The organism is Demequina sediminicola (genome assembly GCF_000975055.1).
In the GTDB taxonomy this organism is placed as follows: domain Bacteria; phylum Actinomycetota; class Actinomycetes; order Actinomycetales; family Demequinaceae; genus Demequina; species Demequina sediminicola.
The window spans coordinates 200,025-223,623 of record NZ_BBRB01000003.1 but is presented as its reverse complement, the minus strand read 5'-3'; the positions used below and the strand labels follow the sequence as shown (position 1 = coordinate 223,623).

The following is a 23,599-nucleotide window of genomic DNA, read 5'->3' as shown; positions in this document are numbered from 1 at the left end:
TCCGCGCGAGCTGTGATGACATGAGTGGTGGCGGTGTGACCAGGAGGCATGGGCACAACCGTGGCAGATCAGTGCCTGATCGGCATCGGCCGTACGGGTGATTGTGACGTCAGGGCCACCCGTACGGGGCCGCCTCGGCAAGGCCGCTCATGGCAGATCGCGCGCGCTAGGCCCACCGCTCCGCGGCATCGCTTGAGAGTCGCGTGAGGACACGTTCGAGGGGGCCGGCCCCAAGGAACCAGCGCCACAGGCCGCATCCGACCAGGAGGCCCAGCCACAAGGCGACGAGGGCGGTATTGCTGGGCGCCCACACCATCTCCGAGCCAACAAGCGCGATCACCAACAAGTGAGCAACATACGCACTGAGTGCCATGGCTCCCACCGCGGTCACCGGCCACAGGACAGTGCGGGCGACCTTTCCCAGGACGCCGTGGCCTGGGTACACCAGCACCAAGCAGGCCGCAATGACACCGAACGCGACACCCACGTTGCCCAGCATCTCGATCGGGGAGTAACTGTGGTGCTCCGTGGTGAGCCATGGGCCGCTCGGGTCCAGGCCCTCCCAGACGCCTAAGGCTTGTAGCCGGTACGCCACGATCAGCGCACCCACGCCGGTGGCCAGCAGAATCCACACGGTCCTGAGCGACCACATACTGAGGCGTCCAACGATGAGCCCAGCGCAGATGTACCCCATCCACGCAATGGCTGGGTAGTGCTCGGACCACAACAGGCCCACCACGGGCACCTCAGGTAGCGCCAGCGCGAGTTCGCGTGCCACCCAACCGCCCAAGGCGATGCACACGCCGCCAAGCGTCCCCAGCACCCACATCGGTGCCCGGAGCAGTGGCAGTGCGAGGACAAACATCACTCCCAGATTGGCCAGAATCACCACCACTGGTGTGTCGAGCGCAGTCAGTGCGTACCCAAGAACCACCAAGATCCCGGCCCTGACAGCGATACGAATACGTGTTGCGCGCAGGCGCTCGCGGCTGACGTCCGCCCATGGAATCCGGCCGCGCGCCGTCACCATGAGCGACATCGAGACACCGGCCAGCACGGCAAACAGGGCGGACGGGAAGCCGTGGCTCACCCATAGCCACTCCCATGCGCCGTCGGGGCCAGAGAACGTCCCGTCATTGCCCACGTGCGCGGCCACCATGCCGAGCACCGCACAACCTCGCGCGAGGTCAAGACCTCCAATGCGCCCGGCCGATGCTCGAGGGGCACCGGCATCGGCGTCACCTCCCGCGCGACCTATGCTCGGTGAGGAAAAGTCTGCGGTCACGGAGCCGCGCATTCGCCCAGCATGGCGATGCCCCAGCGGTAGTGATTGCCGAGGCATTCGTAGGCGACGTACCCCAACGACGCGTGCCCCAACCAGGCATAGGAGTTGACGTCGAAGAGGGCTGCGTCGTCACGTTCCTTGAGCGCTGCGCATACGGCCGCATGGCTTTCCGTGAGCAGGTCTCGGAGCTCCGCGTACGAATAGTCCGCTCGAGCTGCAATCAATGCGGAGTTGAGTTCGCCGAGCGTGTCCCAGTCATAACCTGCGGCAGGGAAGTCGGGAACCTTGCCCTTCGCATCGGCCTCGACCCAACCGAGAAAAAGCTCATGCCAGCCATGCAAGTGCGCCAAAATCTCGGCAACGGTCTCGCCTGCAAAGTCTGAGGAGATCGCGTGGTCGGGGAGCGCGTCCGCTTGGTGAAGGAGCGCGCCCAACGTGGTGTCGGCGTCGTCGATCAGTTCGCGCAGGGTCGCGGGCAGGTCGGGCTGCTGCGTTGAGGGGTCGCTTGAAGCCATGATTGGCACACTAGTCCCGCTGCACGGGGATTGCGAGACTGGTGTTCGCTCGCCGTGGAGGTCGCCGCACTGCGCGAGTCGAGCGACTACGCTGGAAGCATGCGCATCGCCCGATTCACCACAGGAGAAGAGCCCCAGTACGCCATCGTCGATGGACCTGCGGGGGAAGAAGAATTGATCGTCCTCAGTGGCGACCCGATGTATACGCCGGGGAACGTCACAGGCGAGCGGATCAAGCTCTCTGACGACGTTCGGCTACTCGCCCCCGTGATCCCTCGGTCCAAGGCGGTGTGTCTGGGAAAGAACTACGAGGCTCACGCCAAGGAAATCCCTGCCCGCGGACCTGCATCTGACGTGCCGATTCTGTTCCTGAAGCCCAACACCGCGATTATTGGTCCGGACGACCCGATTGTGTTGCCCTCGTACAGTGACGACGTCCAGTTGGAAGCGGAACTTGCCGTGGTCATCGGCCGGATGTGCAAGGACGTCACGCCGGAGAACGCCGAGCAGTACATCTACGGCTACACCTGCGCCAACGACGTGACCGCGCGCGACCTTCAGCGCCAAGAAGACCAGTGGTTCCGTGCGAAGGCGTTCGACACGTCGCTGCCGATTGGCCCGTGGATTGAGACGGACCTCAATACGGACGATGCCGACATCAGCTCGCACATCAACGGCAAGCTCACGCAGAACGGCAACACCAAGGACATGATCCGAGGGGTTGCCGAGGCCATCGCCATGGCTTCCGAGGTGACCACGTTGCTGCCTGGCGATCTAGTTTTGACGGGCACCCCGTCCGGCGTGACCAAGCTCAACCACGGCGACATCGTCGATGTCGAAATCGAGGGTCTCGGCACACTCCGCAACCCCGTGATCCGCCGCTAACGCCATCCCCACTCTTTGAGAACCGACCCTTCACCGGAGAACCTACTGTGACTGTAGACAGCACCACCGCGCCAGAAGTGCGCGTCCGTTTTTGCCCCTCGCCGACTGGTACACCGCACGTCGGGCTGATTCGCACCGCCCTGTTCAACTGGGCGTATGCGCGTCACGCTGGCGGCAAACTCGTGTTCCGCATCGAGGACACTGATGCTGAGCGCGACTCGGAAGAGTCGTACGCGCAGCTGTTGGATGCGCTGGACTGGATGGGAATCGACTACGACGAGGGCCCCGAGATCGGCGGTCCCTACGCTCCGTACCGCCAGTCGCAGCGCCATGACCTGCACATGGATGTCGCAGCGAAGCTCCTTGAAGGTGGCTACGCATACGAGTCGTTCTCCACCCCCGAGGAAGTTGAGGCTCGGCACAAGGCGGCGGGACGCGACCCCAAGCTGGGTTACGACGGTTTTGATCGTGATCTGACCGAGGAGCAGAAGGCCGCTTTCCGTGCCGAGGGCCGTCAGCCCGTCATTCGTGTGCGCATGCCTGACGAGGACATCACCTTCACCGACCTCATCCGTGGCGAGGTGACGTTCCCGGCGGGTTCGATCCCTGACTTCGTGATCGTCCGTGGAAACGGTGTCCCGCTTTACACACTCGTGAACCCGGTCGACGACGCGCTGATGAAGATCACGCACGTCTTGCGCGGCGAGGACTTGCTGTCGTCGACACCCCGCCAGATCGCTCTGTACCGCGCGATGGTGGAGCTCGGCATCGCCGATCGCGTCCCCGAGTTCGGTCATATGCCGATGGTCACAGGCGAAGGCAACAAGAAACTCTCCAAGCGTGCACCAGAGTCCAACCTCTTCCTGCACCGCGACCGCGGATTCATCCGCGAAGGCCTCCTGAACTACCTGGCTCTGCTGGGCTGGAGCATCGGCCCGGACCGCGATGTGTTCTCACCTGAGGAGCTTGTTGAGGCGTTCGATATCCGCGACGTCAACCCCAACCCTGCGCGCTTCGACCTGAAGAAGGCCGAGGCCATCAACGCTGATCACCTGCGGCTCCTGCCCGTGGGTGAGTTTGTGGCACGCATGGTTCCCTATCTGCATGCCGCAGGTGCGCTGTCGTCAGCTGACACCCGCGAACTGCAGCCCAACGAGGAGCAGATCCTTGCAGAAGCAGCGCCGCTGGTGCAGACCCGCATGCAGTTGCTGGGCGAGGCGCCCGGAATGCTGGGCTTCTTCTTTGAGGACGACAACTCGATTGCCTTCGACGAGAAGGCGCTCGCCAAACTCCCTGAGAATGCTGGGGAGATCCTCGACGCCGCCATTGCCGTCCTTGAGGGACTCGAAGACTTCAGCCCTGAATCGCAGCAGGAGGCTCTCAAGGCCGTCCTCGTCCAGGAGATGGGGATCAAGCCGCGGTTCGCGTTTGGACCCTTGCGTGTAGGGATCACGGGCCGTCAGGTTTCTCCGCCACTGTTCGAGTCGATGGAGATCTTGGGCAAGGAGCACGCGCTCGTGCGTTTGCGCCGGTTCCGCGAGTCCCTGTAGTTCGTGAAGGACATGGGGCTAGGCGTGTGGGCTAAGCCCACCCTTGCCGGTTCCGTTGTCACGCTGCGTCCCTACGGAGCGGACGGCGCGCAGGCGCGCACTGATGCCGACTGGGTGTGGGAAATGCTCCACGATCCGGAGGGCCAAGACCTCACCGCCACGACAGCGACGTTCACGCGCGAGCAGATCGATGCCTGGGTGGCGTCTCGCGCATCTGCGCCCGAGCGTCTTGACCTCGTCATCGTCGAGAACGCCACGGGCGAGCCCGCTGGGGAGGTTGTGCTCAACGAGCCGGTAAGGTCCGATGCCGGTGCGCCGGCGGCGGCAAACTACCGGATCGCTCTTCGAGGTCCGGCTTGGTATGGACGTGGATTAGGTACTCATGCCGGCGCATTGGTCGTGGCGCATGCCCTCGGGCCGATGGGGTTGGAACGCCTCACGCTTGACGTGCTGGCTCGCAATCCGCGCGCCATGCGTTCTTACGCACGGCTGGGGTTTGTCGAGACTGGTCGCTACGCCGAGGACGGCGAGGAGTGGGTGACCATGGAGGTCAGCCGGGACGTGAGCGTCTGAGACGCGCATCAACGGCTCGAATCTCGCGTAGCCCCGGCGGATCTACAGCAATGCCCGCACCCCCTGATGGGAGGTGCGGGCATTGTGCTGTCAGTGGCGTGATGGCCGCCCTACTGAAGGGGCCGAGGTGCGGCTGACGTCCTAGTGATCGTGGCCGTCGTGCTCCTCGTCAGCGTGATCTTCGTGACCGTGGTCCTCGTCAGCGTGGTCGTCATCACTGTGGGCGTCGTCCGCGTGGTCTTCCGTCTCGTGATCGTGGTCGTCGTGACCGGCATCAGCCACTCCGCCCGTCGCAACCAGCATCGTCGGCGCTGCATCGAGCGTGACCGTGCCGGCGGACTCCCAGGACTCGCCATCGATCAGTTCGAGGGTGGAGGCGTTGGGATCCGAGATCACGACCGTGGTGCCGACGATCGCGATGGAGGGACGCACGCCGCCGTGGCCTTCCGGTAGCTCAAACTCGCCGATGCTGACGACCTGCGCGAGCGTGTCGCCGTCTTCATCGATGACGGTCAGGGTTCCGTCGGTGGTGAGGACCAAAACCTCGTCATGTGCACCGCGGCTCACAGTGCTGATGGTGCCGTCGACATCGACGAAGGTGAAGCCCTCGGTGGTGGTGTCGAGGAGAACGATGGTGTCGTCGTCCCACGGTGCTGCGAGCACGGATTCCGTGCCGTAGAACGAGCCGATGCGACCCTCGCCTGCATCGGCGGGGTAGGGGATCGAGGTGCTGGTGTGGTCAGCGGTGTCGATGACGGCGACTGACTCGTTGCAACCGAAGTACACGACATCGCCGATGCTTGTCTCACCGTGGAGTCCAGGGCAGATGTCTTCGTGGAGCACGACAGTTTCGCCTGCGGCGTCTGCTTGGCGCACGGAGGCCGGGAGGGACTCGCCTTCAGCGGCCTCCGTCCAGATGGCGCCGCCCTCAAGTGCCACGGCAACTCCGTGGTGGGGATGCTCGGTTGCTTGCTGGCTGACCGATGCGGTGCCCGTGGCGAGCGACGCTTCGTCGAGGATGTCGATCGCGCCCGAGTCGTCGTAGAACACGGCGACCTGTCCGTCGTGGCCCACGACGTGCACGGGGTTGGCGCCGGAGAGTTGCTCGTCGAGGAACGTGGGTTCGGCCACGTAGTAGTGGTAGTGCTCACCGTGGGGTTCGCCGTATGCGCCGGCGTCGAGGATAGACACCGTGCCTGCTTCGCTGTCCGCCAGGTACACATAGCGTCCGTCGGCTCCAGCGTTGGCGCGGAAGGTGCCATCCACGCTGAGTTCTGCGATGGGCTCGAGCGTTCCCTCGGTGAGTTCGAGGACCGTGACGCCTCCCTCGTGCGCCACTGTGAGGCGTGATACGGCTTCCTCAACTTCAGTGGGTGCGGTTGCGCTGTGCTCTTCGGCGGTGGGTGAGGCGGAGTTCGAGGTGCCAGCGGGGGAGTCGGCGTCAGAATCTGCGCTGGCGCATCCGGCCAGGCCAAGAGTCAGTGCAGCCAACGTTGTTGTCGGAATGATAATCGTTTTCATACTCACGGAGGCTAGTGATTGATGTGATCGAGGTCAAGCCCGGCGTGGGCGCACCTACGATGGGTGGCGTGATCAATGCAGTCCTCCTCGACATAGACGACACCCTGGTCGACACCAGGGGAGCCTTCCGGCACGCATTAATGGAGGTGGCCGCCGAGTATCTCGATGCGGGCGCCGATCCCGAGCTTGTGTTGGCACACTGGCGTGACGATCGCGGTGGCTGGTACCGAGCGCACACTCGCGGTGAGTTGACCCATCGTGAGCAACGCATGCGGCGCGCGAACGACCTCCATGCGGCCTTCGGCGGGCCATCGATGGACGATGCCGCCTATGACGTCTGGGACGAGGGTTTCGAGCGCCATTTTCGTGCGGGATGGTTGGCGTTCGATGACGCGGCTGAATTGCTCGACGAGTTGGACGCGCGGGGAGTGCCCTACGGTGCAGTTTCCAATGCTGACAGTGCCTATCAGGTGCTGAAACTCTCGTCAGTGGGACTGCAGCGAGTTCCGATGCTCGTGGGCGTCGACACCTTCGGTGTGGGAAAGCCCGATCCGCGCGTGTTTCTTGAGGGATGCCGGTTGCTCGCGGTCGAGCCAGGGGTGACGGCATATGTAGGCGATGAGCCCGACATCGACGCTGGAGGTGCACGTGATGCCGGGCTGACGGGAGTGTGGCTCGACCGTCCCGGGACCCGGCGAGCGGGCCATCACGAGGCGGCGGAGGGCACCCTGCGCATCGAATCCTTGGCCGATCTCACGGCATTGATGGGGTAGCTCTAGGCCGATTTTGTTCCTGGGGAATGCCGCGCTACAGTAGTGCGTCGGCTGGGAAAGACCCCGGCCCACTGGGGTATGGTGTAATTGGCAGCACGAGTGATTCTGGTTCATTTAGTCTAGGTTCGAGTCCTGGTACCCCAGCCATACAGGAAGACCCGCTACGGCGGGTCTTTTTTGTTTCCCAGGTGAGCCAGCATCGGCCCTCCCTGACACTTTGAACCACAGATGGGGTGGGCGCGCCGATGACGGCAGCCGACCTGAGTGCCTCCTGCGGCGTGTTGCCCGTGTCTGTGGTTCGAAGTGCCGGCGGGGGGTCGGCAACTTCCCTGTGGCGTGGACCTATTGCGCCGCCGCAACTTTGTTGTGTAACTTAGTTACGCCATCGAGTTTGTTCACGCATCATGCCCCTACGTCGGAGGAGTCCCCATGCCCGGTCGTCGTCACGTCTTTGCCCTTGCCATCTGCGCCGCCATCGTTCTTGGAGGCTGTTCATCAACGGCCTCCGTACCGGGGGAGAGTGACAGCAGTCCCTCGCTCACGGCCGATGCTTCCCCGGCGATGGGATTCCGTCAAGCGGTCGAGGCCGGAAATCTCGACGAGATCCAGCGGCATCTCGACAACGGAGCCGATGCTTCGGTCGACTTTGGGCTGGGTGCCACACCGATCATGCTGGCCGTGGCGCGCGATGACGTCGCGACAACGGAACTCCTCATCGATGCGGGAGCAGATCCGAACGCGACCAATAACGCAGGCCAAAACACGCTCCACATTGCCGCCATGAATGGTGCGGGCACTGAAATGGCGCAGCTTCTCATCGACGAGGGTGTCGACAGTGCTCTCTTCGACACCTCGCAGATCCAGGCAGCCCCCATGCACATGGCCGCGCGCAACGGTTCGTTGGACGTTCTGGAGGCGCTGATTGCCGCGGGGGCAGACGTGGATCTGGCTAACGAACGCTACGGCGCCACACCAATCTTCTTTGCTGGCAGTGAGAACCAAGCTGAGGCAGCCCGCGTGCTCATCGATGCTGGGGCCGACTTGGATCACCAAGAAGTTGACGGTGAGACTCCGTTGGAATCGGCCCAGGGCTATGGGGCCGATGATGTGGTCGCGCAGATCGACGAAGCGCTCGCCAGCACCTGACATTACGAACCGGTATAAGCCCCGACACGCCGGTGCTGCGCTTGCCGGAGCATGCAGCACCGGCGCGTCCCAGCCACCTTTGGTTCAAAGCGAAAGTGGGAGCATCGCTGTTACTCAACCTTGAGTCGATCTTCGCCGTCCCAGTCCAGTATGACAGTGTCGCCTTGCTGTTCGTCGCGGTTACGGCAACTTCGACGACTGCGACGGCAACTCAACCTAGCGGGAGTGATACATACCCCAGCTCACCTGCAAAGCCCGATGGAAAGGCCTGTGAAGTGGACTCGGGAGAAATTGGCAACTATTCCACGTCCGATCTCATTTCCTTGGCATTCTTGCTTGAAACTGGCCTGGCGGATCGCTATCCAGAGCAATTCGGCGGCTTGTGGGTTGACGAGGCCCAGGAATCCATCACGGTGGCGACGGTGGAAAACGGTGAGGACAACTCGATGATGGTGCTCGACCGTGTAACGTACAGCAACCTACTCGCTGACTACTCCGAGCGATTCTTGCGCGACGCGGGCATTCAGGAGAGTAGCGTCGACGAACTTTTTGGCCCTTGTGGCTTCGCGAGACTCGTTGAGAGCGCTGAAGTTCGCTATAGTCTCGCTGAGCTGGAGGAAGCGCAGGATCGAGTCCGCGAGACTCTTCGAGCCGGTGCCCGCAGTAATCGTCAAGCAGGTATTTCCTACCTCGGTATTGATATCAAGAGTAACGCCCTCGTGGCGGGGCTGGAGAGCGGAAGCGCCTCCGATTCTGTTGCTAGGGACAATGCCCAGATGAAAGCAGCGCTGCATTCAATCCCGCTAAGTGTTGAACGCACGGTCAGCTCGCGCGTGTGTTTCACTGGCAGGGCGAGCGGGTCGCACTGTGACACAGTTTCGGGGGTAAACATGGACTTCTTGGACCAAGTCGGCACATCGACGCGGATCGAGACTCGTACGTACGCCGGCGATTCAGGGGCGGGCGTTTTTGGAAATCATCGGGCACACGGCATCATGACTGGGCACTCGTGTGGAATCTTTGATTGCGATGGCTTTTACACTCCCATGAATGAAGTTTACGATCACCTCAGCTCTCACATCACGCTCGCCAACGACTAATGGCCAGGTCGTCCTTCTTGCTGGGGCTGCCGCTCGCGCTTGCCGTGGATACATCCTGCAGTTGTGGAGTTGAGCCATGAGATTAGCCGTCTACTTCGCGATCGCGTTGCTCCTTGGGGTGGGTTTGTGGGTAGGGGCAGCCAACCTTCTCTTCACTGTCACCGTCGCTCTCAGCTGCGACGTTGAGGGGCCTGCTGGATTCGTCGGATGCACGGGTATCGAGCGTGGAGCATGGCAATCATGGTTGGTATCGCTTGTCGCGGTAGGGCTGGTGGGGGCTGGCCTCGTTGCGGTTGCCAGGGGATGGCTGAGGGAGCGTCCGGTAGGTCTGTTGGGCGTGGCCGTCGCGTCCGTGGTTGTTTCGGCCCTCCTTTTCGGGTCTGTCGACGCCTTCGTTGCCGTCGAAGCCATGTGCCACCCGGACGCCGATGGCGGATGCTTGCCCTACGCCGTGCCGGGCGAAACCATGGCAATGGCGGCGCTGGTCGGCGCAGTTCTCGCACTGGTCGTGGGGAGTGCTGCAGTGGCGGCAGGCCGGTCGCGCCCACTCAACTAGGCGCGTGGTTGAGCGGGCGCGACGGCCCGGGGTTTAGTCGACCATCAGCTTGACTTCGCCGTCCCAGTCCAGCGTGACAGCGTCGCCTTCGTTGACTCCTCCATCGACGATCTCTCGCGCGAGCGCATTGAGCACGCGCGTCTGGATCAGTCGCTTGAGCGGACGTGCTCCGAACGCAGGATCAAAACCATCCCGCGCCAAGGAGGCGCGCAACTCGGGCGTGATGGTCACGTCGATGCTCTTGTTGGCTGCAAGCCGAGCAATCGTGTGAGTCAACTCACTATCGACGATGCCTTCCATCGCGGACTCGTCGATGCGGTCAAAGATGACAACATCGTCTAGCCGGTTCAGGAACTCGGGGCGGAACGCCGTCCGCAGCACCGCATGGAGGTCGCCTTCGAGAGCACTGCGGTCGTTGCCGTCCCACGCCAGCACCACATCCGCCCCCAGGTTGGAGGTCATGATCAAAATGGTGTTGGTGAAGTCCACGGTGCGGCCGCGTCCATCGGTCAGGCGTCCGTCATCGAGCACCTGCAGGAGCACGTTCCACACGTCCGGGTGGGCCTTCTCCACTTCGTCAAACAGGACGATGCTGTACGGGCGGCGGCGCACTGCTTCCGTCAACTGCCCGCCGGCTTCGTAGCCGACGTAGCCGGGAGGGGAGCCGATCAGTCGCGCGACGGCATGGCTTTCCATGTACTCAGACATGTCGAGTCGCACCATGGCTCGCTCATGGTCAAACAGTTGCTCTGCGAGCGCACGCGCCAGTTCCGTTTTGCCCACACCGGTGGGACCGAGGAAGAGGAACGATCCAATCGGACGGTTCTCGTCGGCGATTCCCGCGCGGGCACGGCGGATAGCATCGGAGACCGAGGTGATGGCGCGGTCCTGGCCGACGACCCGTTCGTGAAGCCGGTCCTCGAGGTGCCCCAACTTCGCAGACTCTTCGGTCAGGAGCTTCTCGACCGGTACGCCCGTCCAACGTGCCACCACGCCTGCGATGTCCTCGCCGGTGACCTCTTCACGCAACATGCGCTCGGACGGCGCGATGGCATCGAGCTCTGCCCGAGCATCGGCCATATCCTTCTCCGCTGCGGGAATGTCGCCGTAGCGGATGCGGCCGGCACGTTCCAGTTCGCCCATGCGCTCTGCGCGTTCCAGTTCACTTCGCAGGGACTCCAGGCGTTCCGTGGCGCCGGAGACGCGCACGATGAGGTCTTTCTCGCGGGCCCAGCGCATGTTGAGCGCCTCTGACTCCTCGCGCAGTCGCGCAATCTCCGCGTCGATCTCATCGCGACGCGAGCGTGCTGCCTTGTCCTTGGCGACTTGGGTGCGCTCAATCTCTAGTTGCATGATGCGCCGGCGTGAGCGGTCGAGTTCGATGGGCATGGAGTCCAGCTGCATCTTCAGCGCGCTGGTTGCCTCGTCGATGAGGTCAACGGCCTTGTCTGGCAGGAAGCGGTCTGAGATGTAGCGGTCTGAGAGCCGTGCCGATGCGACGATCGCCTCATCGGTGATCTTCACGCCGTGGTGAACTTCGTACTTGTCTTGGAGTCCGCGCAAGATCGCCACGGAGTCCTCGATGGACGGTTCGCCAATGTAGACAGGCTGGAAGCGGCGCTCAAGGGCGCTGTCCGTCTCGATGTGTTCGCGGTACTCGTTCAGCGTCGTGGCGCCGATCATGCGCAGTTTTCCGCGTGCCAGCATGGGCTTGAGGATGTTGCCGGCATCCATGGAGCCTTCCCCCTTGCCGGCGCCCACGATGGTGTGGAGTTCGTCGACAAACAGGATGATGCGACCATCGGCTTCTTCAACCTCGGCCAAGATTGCCTTCAAGCGCTCCTCGAACTGGCCGCGGAACGATGCCCCGGCCACCACTGAGCTCATCGAGATTTCGATCACGCGCCGGTCTTGCAGGGAAGAGGGGACGTCGCCTGCGACGATGCGCTGAGCCAGGCCTTCAGCGATGGCGGTCTTGCCTACGCCGGGTTCGCCAATGAGGACCGCGTTGTTCTTGGTGCGGCGTGTGAGGACTTGCATGACGCGACGGATCTCTTCGTCACGACCGATGACGGGGTCAAGATTGCCGGCCTCGGCGAGTGCCGTGAAGTCTTGTCCGAACTGTTCGAGTGCGGATTGTTGCTCCTGGGTGTCAGGAGTCTGCGGGGTGGCAGTCATGTGAACCTCCTGGTTGATCGTCTGCCGCGACTCACCTTGAGTCGCCTACGCTCAAGTTTACATAACTAATACCGCGATGCGCAAGAGGTGACAGGAGAGCGACCCCCGCCAGCGCCGCCGCTGCTCCAAAGCAGACCGCCACCACCACGGCCGAGCCGCTCTGGACAGGCGCCACTGCCATGACAGTCGCCATGAGGCCCGTGGTCACCGCAGTCGCCAGTGCTTGGCCAAGATTGCGGGCGAGTGTCAGAGTGCCTGCGCCACTTCCGCGGTCGTCCCCAGCGGCGACCATCGCCAAAGCCGTGTTGGCCGCCATGAAAGCCTGAAACCCGGGGGTGAGGGCGGCCATCGGAATCAGGAGTCCCCACCAGCCCCACAGGGGTGTCAAGATGGCGATTCCAGCGCACCCAGTTGCCACCATGGCCGTTCCAAGGCTCCGCATGGGTGCTGCTCCCCACGAGTCGACGAGGCGTCCGGCATAGATGCCGGTGAGGGCACCCAGCGCTGGGCCTGCCGCCATGACCAGTCCGGCTTGCGTGGCGGTGAGCCCCTCGCCCATGAGGAAGTACGGGGGAATGATCAGCATTGTCATCATGGCGCCACTGACTAACGCGTTCATGGTGAGCGTGGTGCGGAACTTCACGTGCGTGAGTAGCGTGCGAGGGAGTACTGGGAGGCGACCATGCGTCGCGGCGCGGGAATCGCTACGCCACGCAAAGGTGGCCGCTGCTGCAGCCGCCAGTGTTAGCGCGAGAACGATGGTCCAGTGCCACGTGGCTATGAAGGATAGGGCGAGCACAGCCGATGCGGTGGCCGTCACCAGGGCAATCGCCGATGCGGCATTGAGGCGGGTGGGGGTGCGCTTGGCCCCCGTTGAGGCGGACTGTGAGGGGATGCGCGCGGTGAGCGATACCGCGACGGCGGTCAAGCCCGCGAGGAGCCACATGGTGGACCGCCAGTTTCCGATGTCGACGAGGAGACCTCCGACAGAGGGGCCCATCACCTGCGCGAGTGCGCTCGTGGCGCCCAGCGCTCCGAGGTACGCGCCCGTCTTGCCGTCCGGGGCAACGCGCTTCGCGATCGCGATCGAAAGAACGAGCGCGACGGCGGCGCCCACTCCTTGGACGGCGCGTGCTGTCAAGAGAATCGCGAAGCTCGGGGCAAGTGCTGCTGCCACAGCACCCAGGGCCAGGAGGGTGAGCCCGCCACTGAGGACGCGCGTGTCTCCCCAGATGTCGCCTAGGCGCCCGACGACAATGGTTGCCGCTGTCATGGCGACCAGGTAGGCGGTCACCACCCATTGGGCTCCGCTAGCAGGAAGAGTGAAGTCGAGCGCTATGGCCGGCAGGGCAATGTTGGCAACTGCGACGCCGAGCGTCCCTGCCAGGATGGCGAACACAAGTGCGATGCGAATGACGCGAGCGTGTGCTTGCTCGAGTGTTGGGGGCGTGGGTCGGGGCGGGGTGGAGGTATCCATGGATCGATAGTCCAGACCCCGCGGCCTCTAGGGCAATGAAAGTTGCCAAAATGGCAAAGCCGAGGTGTGATGTCAGGCATGAGCGTGCCGATTCCCTCCACCGACAGCGTCATCGACGCTGTGCCCTTCCGGCTCAGGCGCCTACGCCAGGGGCGCGGAATGACGTTGCAGCAACTGTCCGAACTGACGGATGTCTCCCTCAGCACGTTGTCGCGCATCGAAGGTGGGGAGCGCCGTCCCTCGCTCGAGATTCTGGTGCGCCTGGCGCAGGTGTATCGCGTGCCACTCGACGATCTTGTGGGGATGCCACAAGTGGGCGATCCACGAGTGCGGTTGCGTCCCCGCCGGCGGCATGGACGTATCGAAGTGCCTCTCCATCATCGCGATAGCGGGGTCAACGTCCTCAAGATTGTGATTCCTCCCACAGACGTCCCGCCGCAACTGCGCCGCCACCCGGGCTCGTCGTGGATCTACGTGCTGAGCGGCACATTGCGCGTCGTGGTGGGCGAGGAGTCGTGGGTGGTCGCATGTGGCGAGGCGGTGGAGTTTGATACCTCCGCGCCGCACTGGTTTGGCGCGGACGGTGGACGAACAGCCGAGATTCTCAGCATCTACGGCCCGGGTCACCGGTGCTTTGGCGATCAGGGGCTCGATGGCGATGCGAGCGAATGATCAGTGGTGTGCTACCGCAGGGCGCGTTCCATCTGCCCCAAGACCTGGAAGGCTAGCGAGCGCTTCCTTAGTTGGTTGACGGAGCCGGCAATGGTGAGGTCCCGTGAGGGGTCGTGGAACAACACGGCGCCGCTAGCTCCCGAGTGTCCGATGAACGGTGGCATGGGGCTGAACGGCGCCATCGCTCGTGGCAGCCGGAACCGCATGGTCCCCAGCGAGTACTCCAGTGGGAAGAACAGGCGTCGCCACTCCTGGGTTGCTCGGAGCAGCAGTTGCTGGGGGAAGAGCTCGCCGTCCATGTATGCCTGAAGGAAGCGGATCTGTTCGGCCGTCGTGGAGACCATTCCACCATCGGCTTGAAAGGACGCCATCGCTTGTGGTCGAGCAAACTCATCGCTGCCATCCTTGATCGCGGCGATGCCGTGAAAGTGCGGCACATCGTGAGGGCTAAAGATGTAGGTCTGGCTGAGGCCTAGTGGCTTGCATATGCGGTTGTGCACTGCCTGCGCGTAGTTGCCGTCATGGCTCTCGATGATGAGTTGCAGCAGTTGAAAGTTGGTGTCTGAGTACCGTGCGCGCCTGCGGTCACCAGGAGTTGCCGTCGCCGCACGTCCGCGGATCATGTCGATCGCCTCGTGCGGACTCCATGCGACATCCTGTGCCCGAATCTGGGCAAGCATCGTCTGGTGTCCACGGGGTGCGGTCTCAAAGTAGTCGGGGATTCCCGACGTGTGGGCGAGGAGGTCTTCGACGGACGCCACCGCGCCAGACCCGGACAGGCCCGCGACACGGTCGCTTGCCGTCTCAGGGAGGAGGGCCGATGCCGGAGTGTCGAGATCGTAGAGCCCCTCAGAGAGATGCTGGAACACCACGGCGGTCGTGGCGAGCTTGGTGATGGAGGCCACGAAGTACGGGTGCGGGGCCCCGTCGGCAAGGTAGCTCCACTCGAGCCCGGGGGCGCGTACGGCAAAGCGCACATCTGATGTGTCGCTCCGTGCGACGGCCTTGTGGGCGATGGCGTCGAGTGTGTGAGCGGTGCGCGCAGCGATCATGAGTTCACTGTGCCGTACCGGCACGAGGGAGCGCATCGGCCTAGAGGAGGATTGGAGCCGTCTTCGGCTGTGATTGTTCATTTGCTCCGTGAATGGTGTAGAGTTCTATCTCGCGCCAGCCCCCACTGAAGGTGGCTCTGGCAGCTAGGGCCCCGTTGTGTAGCGGCCTAGCACGCCGCCCTCTCAAGGCGGTAGCGCGGGTTCGAATCCCGTCGGGGCTACGGACTTACTCCTCACCATTGCGGTGGGGAGTTTTTTCGTTGTGGGGGGTACGTTCATGTGATGTTTGCGCCACTGTCTCTCGCTGTGGTGTGTGGCTAAGCGCAGGGGTGGGCAAACCCGGACAAATCGCCTATCTGAGAGCGCGTTTTTGGTTGCAGCGAACAAACTGCCTGGCAAAGCCCGGGTCAAGGGTGTCTCCGGGTTCAACCTTTGAGTGGACGGGAGTGCAACACCAGGCCTAGGATGTCCAAGTCCACCGCGCATACGGTGGTGAGACACGTCGCCAACGAATCGCGTTGGCTCCCCGCTACAAGGTGAAGACGCCCGAGTAGTGGGGTCTTCTACTTTGTGGGGCCACACGCCCCATGCCCTCGGGAGGGGAATCATGGCTAATCCGGTTGAATCAATGAATGCAGTCTTGGCAATTGACGGTGCTATCGGCGCTGCGCTTGTCGACTACGACAGCGGCATGACGCTTGCCACCGCAGGTACCGGAATTGACTTGGAACTCGCCGCGGCGGGCAACACCGAGGTAGTACGCGCCAAGATGCGCGTGATGGATTCGCTGGGTCTAGAAGACAAGATCGAGGACATCTTGATCACGCTCGGCTCGCAGATTCACCTCATTCGCTTGGTGACCGCGCCCAACGGACACGGGCTCTTCATCTACGTCGCACTCGAGCGTGACCGCTCGAACCTCGCCATGGCACGTCGCCAGCTGCAGGGCATCGAGCAGGCCCTCGCAATCTAACGCCACGTGATCGGAGCGCCCTCCCGCGAAAGTGGACAGGTGCTCCGATACGCGGTGAATCTATGACTGACATTGTCAAGATCGTGGTGTCTGGACCGTTCGGTGCAGGCAAGACCACCTTTGTACGTACTGCGTGTCCCGATGCCCTCGGTGTGGAGCGGTCCGTCTCCGACGAGACTTCGCGGCTCAAGGAGCAAACGACGGTTGCGCTCGATCACGGAACCGTGCGTGTCAGCGGTCGCGATGGCGATGCGATCGTGACACTCTTCGGTACACCTGGGCAGGAAAGGTTCCGGTTTATGTGGCCGGTACTTGCGCGCGGCATGGCCGGATATGTCCTCCTTGTCGATGCAAGTCGGCTCCAGGCACAGGCCCAACTGAAGAGCATCGTACGAAGCTTCGCTCAGTTCGCACCGGGTGTGCCCTTCGTGGTGGCCGCAAATCGTTGGAATCGCGACGAGCTGCCAGCAGCGCAACTCGCTCAGTTCCTCGGAGTGCCAGAGGCCACCATCGAGTCGTGCGACCCCCGCGAACGCGGCGATGTCATCAAGGTGTTGAGACGCCTTTCCGGAACGGTGGAAGGATCCGAATGATTGTGGCGAAGCACGGGATGCTCGTGGCGGCTCGCGTGAAGCAGGCTCTCCCTGGTGTCGAGCGTGTCATTGTGGCGCGGACCGATGGCATTGCTCTCTATGACGACGTGCCGCTGGCTGCACGGGATGGCGCGGCCGCAGTAACGGCCGCGACCGTGGGGCTCGCCGCCACCGCGACTGCCAGTTTTGGGATGGGTGCGGCCCGACTGGCGGTCATTCACGGCGAGAGCGGCGCGCTCGCAATGGCGCCGATCGATTCAGGGCATCTCCTTGCGGTGGTCGTTGACGCCGACTCGGGCTACTCCGACGACCAGATCGCTCGCGTCGTGCGCGCCGAGGCCGAGTGGCTGCGATCATTCTCGGGAATGGCGACCCAAGGCGTCTGATGGACCGCACATTTCTGAGCCGGGCCGTCGAGCCTATCCGCGCATGCGATGGCGTGACTCGCGTTATTGTCGCGGGTGCCGACGGCTTGCCTTACGTCGATGACTCGACGCTGGGCGACCGCGAGCGTGGTGCCGCATCCGTGGCGGCCTTGATGGGAGTGGTCGAACTCACCGCCCAGGGTCTAGGCGTTGACGGCCTCCAGGGTGCGGTCATCCACGGCGTCGATACCGAGATCATCGCTCAGACAGTGAACGATCGAGTCCTTCTGGTAGTCGTGACGCGCCGCTCCCGTGATCAGGCATCGCTCTACCGCGAGGTCCAGGCCGCTGTAGGCCGCATAGCCTCCGCCGTGCCACGGGAGAACTAGCGCCCAGATCGCTTAGCTGGGTGCCGTGGCATCGGTCGTGTCGCTTTCCCCGCCAGTCAGCTGTTTCACGTTGTCGAAAGTGGCAAGGCGTCTGCGCCAACTGCGGACCAAGTCTGGGGGCGGGGTGCCGCAGGCCGAGTCTTCGGCGGGGCGCCGGGAGCGCCGCGCAGCAACAGAGTTGTAGAGGCCGTTGCGCCACGTCCGAGGCACGATCGCGCCCGCTCCGAGCACCTTCCATGGCCAGCCGAGCCGCCGCGCTACCCCCAGGACGGCATCGGATTGAGTCAACGGACCTTGTGCTGTTGCGATGACGAGGGTAGAGGCGGCGATGTCTTGCGGCAGTCCCATCGCGGCCAGCGCAGCGCGCCCCACGTCCCCAGCGCTTCCGGTGATCGTGAACTGTTCGTGAGGGTCGTGGCGGATGAGCCATGCCACAAACCCGTTGCACAGGCCGCAGTCGCCGTCGAAGATCACGATGGGTCGGGGAGACGTGGCCATGGCGCCCATCGTAGGCACATCATGCAACGAGTCAGGCCCGGCCGGAACGTGTCCAGCCGGGCCTCACTGTTGTGTTGATGTGACTAGCCAGCCATGGTGCAGGGTTGGCCGTTGATCCAGAACTGTTCGGGTGCCGCGTTTGCCAGAGATCCCGGCTCACCGATGAAGCCCAGCGTGACACGTGCGCCTGGCCTCAACTGAGCATTCCACGGCATCGACTTTGCGCTCACCCAGGCTCCGTCCTGTGACCAGCGCGCGCTCCACGCTTGGTGTGACACCGTCGCATCGGACGGGAACGCCCAGGTCAATTCCCAGTTCTTGATGGTCTCGTCGGAGACGTTCTTGACCCACACCTGAGTATTGAACCCGGTTGCCCATGACCCATGCACGATGTAGTGCGCTTCGCACTGCTGCGTGACGGGGGCGCCTTGGTCGTAGTCCGCCAGCCACGAGGCGACCCACGACAGCGCGGAGTTCCAGTTCACTGTGATCTCATTCGTCGACCATGACTCGATGTGGTCGATGTAGCACAGCTGCGCGGCACAGTCCTTGTCAGGGTAGGTCGACGTGATCACTGGATCCCACGTACCCACATCCGCGTTGGGGCCACCTGCTACGGAACCGGCGGGTGGGTTGGGCAGCGACTCGTCCAGTTGGTGTGTGAACCATCGGCTGTGCTGGTTTTGGCTTGTCACGGTGCCGTAGTCCGTGATGTACGACCAGTTCAGGGCGTTGCGTCCCAGTAGATAGTCCATCGACTCGACGAGCGCGTCGGCGTAACGTTCGTCCGCTGTCAGGTCGAATGCTGTGCCCAGGACCACCTGGTTATTGAGCACTTGGCTGTTGGAACCCCACACGAAGCCATCATCGGGGAGTGCCACTCCAAACTCCTGTCCAGACTGGGTGGCGACCAAAGCATCGGCGCCTCCGAGTACTTGAGCGAGGATGGCATCGCGGTCGGAGAAGCCGTTGGGCACCGTGGCGAGGTTAAGTTTCGCGATGCCGTCCAACTGGTCCCAACTGAAGCCTGCCGTGGGGAAAGAGTCCTCCGTGTTGACGGGTGAGGAGAGGAGGAAGTCCTCGTATTGCTGCTCTCCGGTCGTGAGGAACAGTTCGGCTGCGGCCCAGTAGAACTCATCTGCGACCTCGTCGTCATCGTAGGGTCCGCCGCCATCGGCGCCGTCGGATGCCGGTGCATAGAGGTCGGGGGTTCCCTGTGCCGCGACAAAAGTCTCGCGGGCGGCAGTGAGGAGTTCCGCGGCAAATTCCGCATCGTATGGTGCGAACAGTCGTGCTCCTTGGGCCGCGGTGGCCGCAAGGTTCAGCGTTGCCGCCGTCGAGGGTCGGTGCAGTTCGCGTACCTGAGGGTCGTCGGCCGGTGCCAACGGGAGTCCAGTCCAGCCGTCATCGTGAATCTTGTGGTGGACGAGCCCGGCGAACTGTGCACCTTCAGGCACGCGCATGTCCATCATGAACTCGAGTTCCCAGCGGGCTTCGTCCAGCACATCAGGAATGCCGTTGGAGGACTCGGGCACATTGAGCGTGCCGTCGGCCAGGGCTCCAAGATCGGCCGATGCCGCTGTCTTGGAACGTTCGTAGGTTCCCAAGAGCTGTGCGGTCGCGATGCCTCCGTTCACGACGTACTTGCCGTGATCACCGGCGTCGTACCAGCCGCCCACCACGTCTAACGTGTAGTCACACGAGTTCCAGCCGTACTCATCGGTGTAAACCTTGGCGGCATCAGAGGCGTTTTGGCACGGGACATTGAGGTCTCCCTGATTGGTGGCGTCACCGCCAGCCTCGGACACGTGTCCCGCCTCGCGGGCGTACTCCTCACCCACAATCTCGCCGTCAATGTCGATTCCTGAACGAGCCAGATAGAAGTAGTTCAAGGCGTCCGTGCGGAGGTCCTCATAGGCCTCGGTGCCGATGGTGAACTCGTAGGACGTCTCACCGTCCGCGGCGAGGGTGTAGTCGCCAGGAGTGGTGACCGCAGAGAAGTCAATGTCGTGGACGTGCAGCCCGGCGGAGTCATCGGTTCCCAGCACCGTGGTGGACCCGGAGGCCACTTCAGTGCCGTCCGATGTGAGCGACCACGGTATGGGCGTCTCGGAGCCTGTCACGAGCGTCGCGTTCTTAGGGCCGGCGGTGAGGTAGCCCACCTGGTTGACGCGAACCCGCGGTCCCGTCTCTGGCACGTACGGCTCGCGCTCTACACCCCCGGTGTAGGCGACGTTGTCGGCACAAAACTCCCAACTCTCGGGATTCCCGCCCACCTGGAAGGCCATCCGTGGGTCAACGGGGTCATCAGTGACGGAGACGTCGACGGAATGCGAGGTGAGTTCGTCTGTCCCCGCTGCCTCGATCACTCCGTAGGGCGTGTACGAGCCGCCCTCTTGTTGCACGTGACCGCGAATGGGGCCCGCTCCGGAGGTGTCAAAACTGAAGGTGTAGTCGCCAGCGGCGAACGAAAGGTCCTGATAAAGGGCGGCATCCCAGGGATTGGCGGTTCCCGCCGGCACGGTGGCGCAGAACACGCCATCCTCGACACGGGCGCTTCCTTCAACAAAGCCGTAGTGGCCCCAGCCCTCGAGTCCATTGTCGAATCCGCCGTTGCTGATCTGGTTGACCTGCGCGGAGACGGACGCGTTGTCGATGCATACGGTGCGGGCTGAGCCGTCGGCGTTGTTGCTCACATCAATGATGAGTTTCGCCGGATCGGCGTCTTCCGCCACAGTGAAGGGGATCGTCACTTCGCTAGTGGCGTCAGCATCAATGATCTCTAGTGCGTGTTCGACGGAGTCATTGACCCCCGACACAACTTTCACCTGGACCTCGCCGGTGGTGATGAGGTCGAGCGATGCGACATTGTCGCCGGCGCTCAGGGGGAAGCTGGCGCCAATGCCGCCAGAGCCGATGCCGTCGCCGGTCGAGGTACCGCACAGTTGGCCGTCTTCATTGGTGGAAATGCCGTCGGAGGTGCCCCACTGCCAGAAACTGCCGACGTCTCCAGGGGTCGAGAAGTCGTGTTCAGCCAGGTCAGCTTGGGCCGGGGTGAGAGTGAGGGTGGTAATGAATAGTCCGCCGGCTGCGGCGCCAGCGAGTCTGGTGAGGGATGCGCGTTTCACGTGTTGCTCTCCTTTGAGCCTTCGGTGGGGAACTGCTGCTCACCCCCTCGGCACCGTTGCCGGAGGAGGCGTGTGGCGAAAGTAACACGAAACGATTCGATGCGGGAAGGGCTTTTGACTAATAGCGTTTCGATTCCTGAATTACCTGGCGGGATACCAGTGCTCAGTTTTGCTCGAGGGCTACCCAAAGGCCTATCAGAGTGCGGTTTTGCGATGCTCCGGGCTTACATGTGGTCCGCCTATGTGCCCTCACGGTGCTCAGCGGTCTCGACTGTGCAGTGTGCGCCGCCGTGTGTCGTATTTGTCTGAGTTGTCCACAGGGCGTATAACCATCGTGGCAGGTATAGGGCTCAATACCGTAGGCTCACCAGCGTTCTCGCGGGCCCAGTCCACGTGAGACGTCGCTACTCACCGGGGGAACGGTGGCGATGAACGCACGCGCTGCAGCGTGCACCACACACCACGGTCTAGGCATGGACTATGCCTGCGATTTCCTGGGAGGGAAGTAGATGGTCAACCCGGTGCGATTTCGGCCACACGGCGAGGCAGAGCAGCGGAGGCAAATGCAGGATGCTGCGCACCAGGTGCAATCGACCCCGCAACTCAACGGAACGCCGCACGCCGTGCCCGTGAGCGCGGTGCCGGTCCACAAGATCGTCGTCTCCGGGCCATTTGGGGCCGGCAAGACCACCTTTGTGTCGACAGTGTGTGCAAATGCCCTGGGAGCTGAGCAAGTCGTCTCCGACAAAACCTCGAGGGTCAAAGAGCAGACCACCGTCGCACTCGACCACGGCACGGCCCAGGTGCCGACTCGCGGGGGACAGCGAGCAGTCACACTGTTTGGCACTCCTGGGCAAGAGCGTTTCAGCTTCATGTGGCCGATTCTGGGGCTGGGAATGGTCGCCTACATCCTGATGGTGGACGTCAGTCGGTTGCAGTCGCAGGCGCAACTCAAGGGGATCATGAAGCGGTTCGCGTACTTTGCGCCCCAGGTTCCCTTCGTTGTCGCGGCCAACAGGTGGAGCCGCACCGCCATCTCGGCGCCAGATCTGGCCCGCTTCATTGGCGTGGACAGCTCGGCACTTGTGCACTGCGACCCGCGCGACAGTGAGGAATCCAAGGCAGTGCTGGCGCACACTTTGGAACTTGCCGACGCGCGCACAAACGCGGAGAGTCCAGGGAGCCACGGGCATCGCCGCATGGGTCACTCCAACGGGGGGCGCGCATGATCTTGGAAAAGCACGGAATGATGTCGGCTGCTCGCTTGAAGAAGTGCATTCCCGGCACACAGCGCGTCATCATTGCTCGCACCGATGGTCTGGCGCTCTACGACGATGTGCAGTTCGCTGCCCGCGACGGTGCTGCGGCCCTGACTGCCGCGACGCTGGGACTCGCAGCGACGGCCACGAACGGATTCGGTCTTGGTGCCGCGGAGGTTTCCGTGCTGCGCGGCGAGCTTGGGACGCTCGTCGTGGCACCGGTGGATGCCGGCCACCTCTTGGCCCTCGTGGTTGAGCCGACGGTCGACGCCACGGGCGCGTCCGTGATGAACACTGTGCGCGTAGAGGCGGAGCACCTTCGCGCGCTGTCGGGACTCGCGCCAGCTAGTCGCTAGGACTCCGTCCTTCGCAGGACATCGCTGAGTTGACGGGCAGCGTCGACCACCGCATCGGCGTGCTCCCCAGCGGGATGTGAGCTGAGGCGCTCGATGGGTCCTGAGATCGAGACGGCCGCAATGACTGTTCCGGCGGTTCCCCACACGGGCGCGGAAACCGAGGACACGCCAGCCTCGCGCTCTCCCGCCGATTCGGCGAAGCCGCGCCCGCGGACCCGCTCCAGGTCGTGCGCGGTAAACGCAGAGCCCTCCAGGGCGGCGTGCATGCGCTCAGGTTCTGCCCAGGCAAGCAAAACCTGCGCGGCGGATCCGGCGTGCATGGTCATCGTGGTGCCCACGGGAATGGAGTCACGCAGGCCCACGGGGCGATCGACCGCCGCAATGCAAATGCGCTGGTCCCCGTGGGGGCGGTAGAGCTGGCTGGACTCGCCGGTGCGGTCACGCAACGTGGTGAGCACTGGGAGTGCAGCCGACACGAGGCGGTCCTCGCCAACGGAAGCCGCTAGCTGCGAGAAGCGTCGTCCCAGCACGAACGCCCCGGAGCCATCGCGCCCCACGAGGTGGTGGTGCTCGAGTGCAAGGGCAAGGCGGTGCACAGTGGGCCGGGCCAGGTGGGTAGTCGAGACGAGTTCCGCAAGTGTGGCGGGGCCCTTTTCGAGCGCCGCAAGAATCGCTGCGGTCTTGTCAACGACGCCAACGCCGCTATGATTGTCCATAAGTTGATACTAGCGTCTCAGATGGTGAGATGCAGAACT

General features: G+C 63.3%; 23 protein-coding genes and 2 tRNA genes. 16 read left to right on the top strand and 9 right to left on the bottom strand.

Annotation, left to right across the window (positions count from 1 at the left end):
• Positions 1-166: 166 nt before the first annotated feature.
• Both AOP79_RS08150 and AOP79_RS08145 read right to left on the bottom strand, forming a co-directional pair.
• Entirely contained in the window at positions 167-1,285 is a 1,119-nt protein-coding gene (locus tag AOP79_RS08150) for a heparan-alpha-glucosaminide N-acetyltransferase domain-containing protein (protein WP_161794246.1), read from the bottom strand.
• Positions 1,282-1,800, bottom strand: coding sequence for a ClbS/DfsB family four-helix bundle protein (locus tag AOP79_RS08145; RefSeq protein ID WP_062072423.1), 519 nt, complete (start codon positions 1,798-1,800; stop codon positions 1,282-1,284). Before AOP79_RS08145 ends, AOP79_RS08150 begins: the two co-directional genes overlap by 4 nt.
• A 99-nt stretch (positions 1,801-1,899) precedes the next feature.
• Between AOP79_RS08145 and AOP79_RS08140 the strand changes: the two genes are divergently transcribed.
• Genes AOP79_RS08140 through AOP79_RS08130 form a run of 3 tightly spaced genes read left to right on the top strand, consistent with a single transcriptional unit; the run spans position 1,900 to position 4,808 of the window.
• The gene (locus AOP79_RS08140) at positions 1,900-2,685 is read left to right on the top strand and encodes a fumarylacetoacetate hydrolase family protein (RefSeq protein WP_062072597.1); all 786 of its coding nucleotides are present in this window, start codon (positions 1,900-1,902) and stop codon (positions 2,683-2,685) included.
• Between the two features lie 47 nt (positions 2,686-2,732).
• Complete coding sequence (gene gltX / locus AOP79_RS08135) at positions 2,733-4,235, top strand: glutamate--tRNA ligase (protein ID WP_062072421.1); 1,503 nt, start codon at positions 2,733-2,735, stop codon at positions 4,233-4,235.
• 12 nt (positions 4,236-4,247) lie between these two features.
• A complete protein-coding gene (locus AOP79_RS08130; RefSeq protein ID WP_062072419.1) occupies positions 4,248-4,808 on the top strand; it encodes a GNAT family N-acetyltransferase in 561 nt (186 codons plus the stop codon).
• Between the two features lie 141 nt (positions 4,809-4,949).
• On the opposite strand, the gene AOP79_RS08125 is transcribed toward AOP79_RS08130, so the two are convergent.
• Positions 4,950-6,329, bottom strand: a complete 1,380-nt coding sequence (locus AOP79_RS08125) for a hypothetical protein (protein ID WP_152648066.1) — start codon at positions 6,327-6,329, stop codon at positions 4,950-4,952.
• 14 nt (positions 6,330-6,343) lie between these two features.
• Here AOP79_RS08125 and AOP79_RS08120 point away from each other — a divergent pair, with 14 nt between their 5' ends.
• The 5 genes from AOP79_RS08120 to AOP79_RS08100 all read left to right on the top strand — a co-directional run bounded on the left by AOP79_RS08120 (position 6,344) and on the right by AOP79_RS08100 (position 9,904).
• Positions 6,344-7,102, top strand: a complete 759-nt coding sequence (locus tag AOP79_RS08120; protein ID WP_236683331.1) for an HAD family hydrolase — start codon at positions 6,344-6,346, stop codon at positions 7,100-7,102.
• 72 nt (positions 7,103-7,174) lie between these two features.
• Positions 7,175-7,249: transfer RNA gene (locus AOP79_RS08115), tRNA-Gln, on the top strand.
• 282 nt (positions 7,250-7,531) lie between these two features.
• Positions 7,532-8,248, top strand: a complete 717-nt coding sequence (locus tag AOP79_RS08110; RefSeq protein WP_062072415.1) for an ankyrin repeat domain-containing protein — start codon at positions 7,532-7,534, stop codon at positions 8,246-8,248.
• A 95-nt stretch (positions 8,249-8,343) separates the two neighbouring features.
• Entirely contained in the window at positions 8,344-9,348 is a 1,005-nt protein-coding gene (locus AOP79_RS08105) for a chymotrypsin family serine protease (protein WP_152648065.1), read from the top strand.
• A 76-nt stretch (positions 9,349-9,424) separates the two neighbouring features.
• Positions 9,425-9,904: a hypothetical protein gene (locus AOP79_RS08100; protein ID WP_062072411.1), complete on the top strand. Its 480-nt coding sequence runs from the start codon at positions 9,425-9,427 to the stop codon at positions 9,902-9,904.
• Positions 9,905-9,937: 33 nt separating this feature from the next.
• Here the strand turns inward: AOP79_RS08100 and AOP79_RS08095 are convergent, their stop codons facing one another.
• A complete protein-coding gene (locus AOP79_RS08095) occupies positions 9,938-12,082 on the bottom strand; it encodes an ATP-dependent Clp protease ATP-binding subunit (RefSeq protein WP_062072409.1) in 2,145 nt (714 codons plus the stop codon).
• Between the two features lie 31 nt (positions 12,083-12,113).
• Complete coding sequence (locus tag AOP79_RS08090) at positions 12,114-13,559, bottom strand: MFS transporter (protein WP_062072407.1); 1,446 nt, start codon at positions 13,557-13,559, stop codon at positions 12,114-12,116.
• 78 nt (positions 13,560-13,637) lie between these two features.
• Here AOP79_RS08090 and AOP79_RS08085 point away from each other — a divergent pair, with 78 nt between their 5' ends.
• The gene (locus tag AOP79_RS08085) at positions 13,638-14,231 is read left to right on the top strand and encodes a helix-turn-helix domain-containing protein (protein WP_201774448.1); all 594 of its coding nucleotides are present in this window, start codon (positions 13,638-13,640) and stop codon (positions 14,229-14,231) included.
• 11 nt (positions 14,232-14,242) lie between these two features.
• Here AOP79_RS08085 and AOP79_RS08080 read toward each other — a convergent pair whose 3' ends face one another.
• Positions 14,243-15,283: a serine hydrolase domain-containing protein gene (locus AOP79_RS08080; RefSeq protein ID WP_161794245.1), complete on the bottom strand. Its 1,041-nt coding sequence runs from the start codon at positions 15,281-15,283 to the stop codon at positions 14,243-14,245.
• Positions 15,284-15,431: 148 nt separating this feature from the next.
• Here AOP79_RS08080 and AOP79_RS08075 point away from each other — a divergent pair.
• The 5 genes from AOP79_RS08075 (at position 15,432) to AOP79_RS08055 (ending at position 17,603) form a co-directional block, all read left to right on the top strand.
• Positions 15,432-15,504, top strand: a tRNA-Glu gene (locus AOP79_RS08075).
• Between the two features lie 386 nt (positions 15,505-15,890).
• Complete coding sequence (locus tag AOP79_RS08070) at positions 15,891-16,256, top strand: hypothetical protein (protein WP_062072400.1); 366 nt, start codon at positions 15,891-15,893, stop codon at positions 16,254-16,256.
• A gap of 62 nt (positions 16,257-16,318) precedes the next feature.
• Complete coding sequence (locus tag AOP79_RS08065; protein WP_062072397.1) at positions 16,319-16,849, top strand: GTP-binding protein; 531 nt, start codon at positions 16,319-16,321, stop codon at positions 16,847-16,849.
• Complete coding sequence (locus AOP79_RS08060) at positions 16,846-17,235, top strand: roadblock/LC7 domain-containing protein (protein WP_062072394.1); 390 nt, start codon at positions 16,846-16,848, stop codon at positions 17,233-17,235. Before AOP79_RS08065 ends, AOP79_RS08060 begins: the two co-directional genes overlap by 4 nt.
• A complete protein-coding gene (locus AOP79_RS08055) occupies positions 17,235-17,603 on the top strand; it encodes a roadblock/LC7 domain-containing protein (protein ID WP_062072392.1) in 369 nt (122 codons plus the stop codon). The genes AOP79_RS08060 and AOP79_RS08055 overlap by 1 nt, the downstream gene beginning before the upstream one ends.
• A 12-nt stretch (positions 17,604-17,615) precedes the next feature.
• Here the strand turns inward: AOP79_RS08055 and AOP79_RS08050 are convergent, their stop codons facing one another.
• Positions 17,616-18,101, bottom strand: coding sequence for a thiol-disulfide oxidoreductase DCC family protein (locus AOP79_RS08050; protein WP_161794244.1), 486 nt, complete (start codon positions 18,099-18,101; stop codon positions 17,616-17,618).
• Positions 18,102-18,184: 83 nt separating this feature from the next.
• Complete coding sequence (locus AOP79_RS08045; RefSeq protein WP_062072389.1) at positions 18,185-21,229, bottom strand: glycoside hydrolase family 9 protein; 3,045 nt, start codon at positions 21,227-21,229, stop codon at positions 18,185-18,187.
• A gap of 563 nt (positions 21,230-21,792) precedes the next feature.
• Here AOP79_RS08045 and AOP79_RS08040 point away from each other — a divergent pair.
• Both AOP79_RS08040 and AOP79_RS08035 read left to right on the top strand, forming a co-directional pair.
• Complete coding sequence (locus tag AOP79_RS08040; RefSeq protein ID WP_062072388.1) at positions 21,793-22,458, top strand: GTP-binding protein; 666 nt, start codon at positions 21,793-21,795, stop codon at positions 22,456-22,458.
• Positions 22,455-22,844, top strand: coding sequence for a roadblock/LC7 domain-containing protein (locus tag AOP79_RS08035; protein WP_062072387.1), 390 nt, complete (start codon positions 22,455-22,457; stop codon positions 22,842-22,844). The genes AOP79_RS08040 and AOP79_RS08035 overlap by 4 nt, the downstream gene beginning before the upstream one ends.
• On the opposite strand, the gene AOP79_RS08030 is transcribed toward AOP79_RS08035, so the two are convergent.
• Positions 22,841-23,560 carry an IclR family transcriptional regulator gene (locus tag AOP79_RS08030; RefSeq protein ID WP_062072386.1) on the bottom strand — a complete coding sequence of 240 codons (720 nt, stop codon included), beginning with the start codon at positions 23,558-23,560 and terminating at the stop codon, positions 22,841-22,843. The genes AOP79_RS08035 and AOP79_RS08030 overlap by 4 nt on opposite strands.
• Between the last annotated feature and the right edge of the window lie 39 nt (positions 23,561-23,599).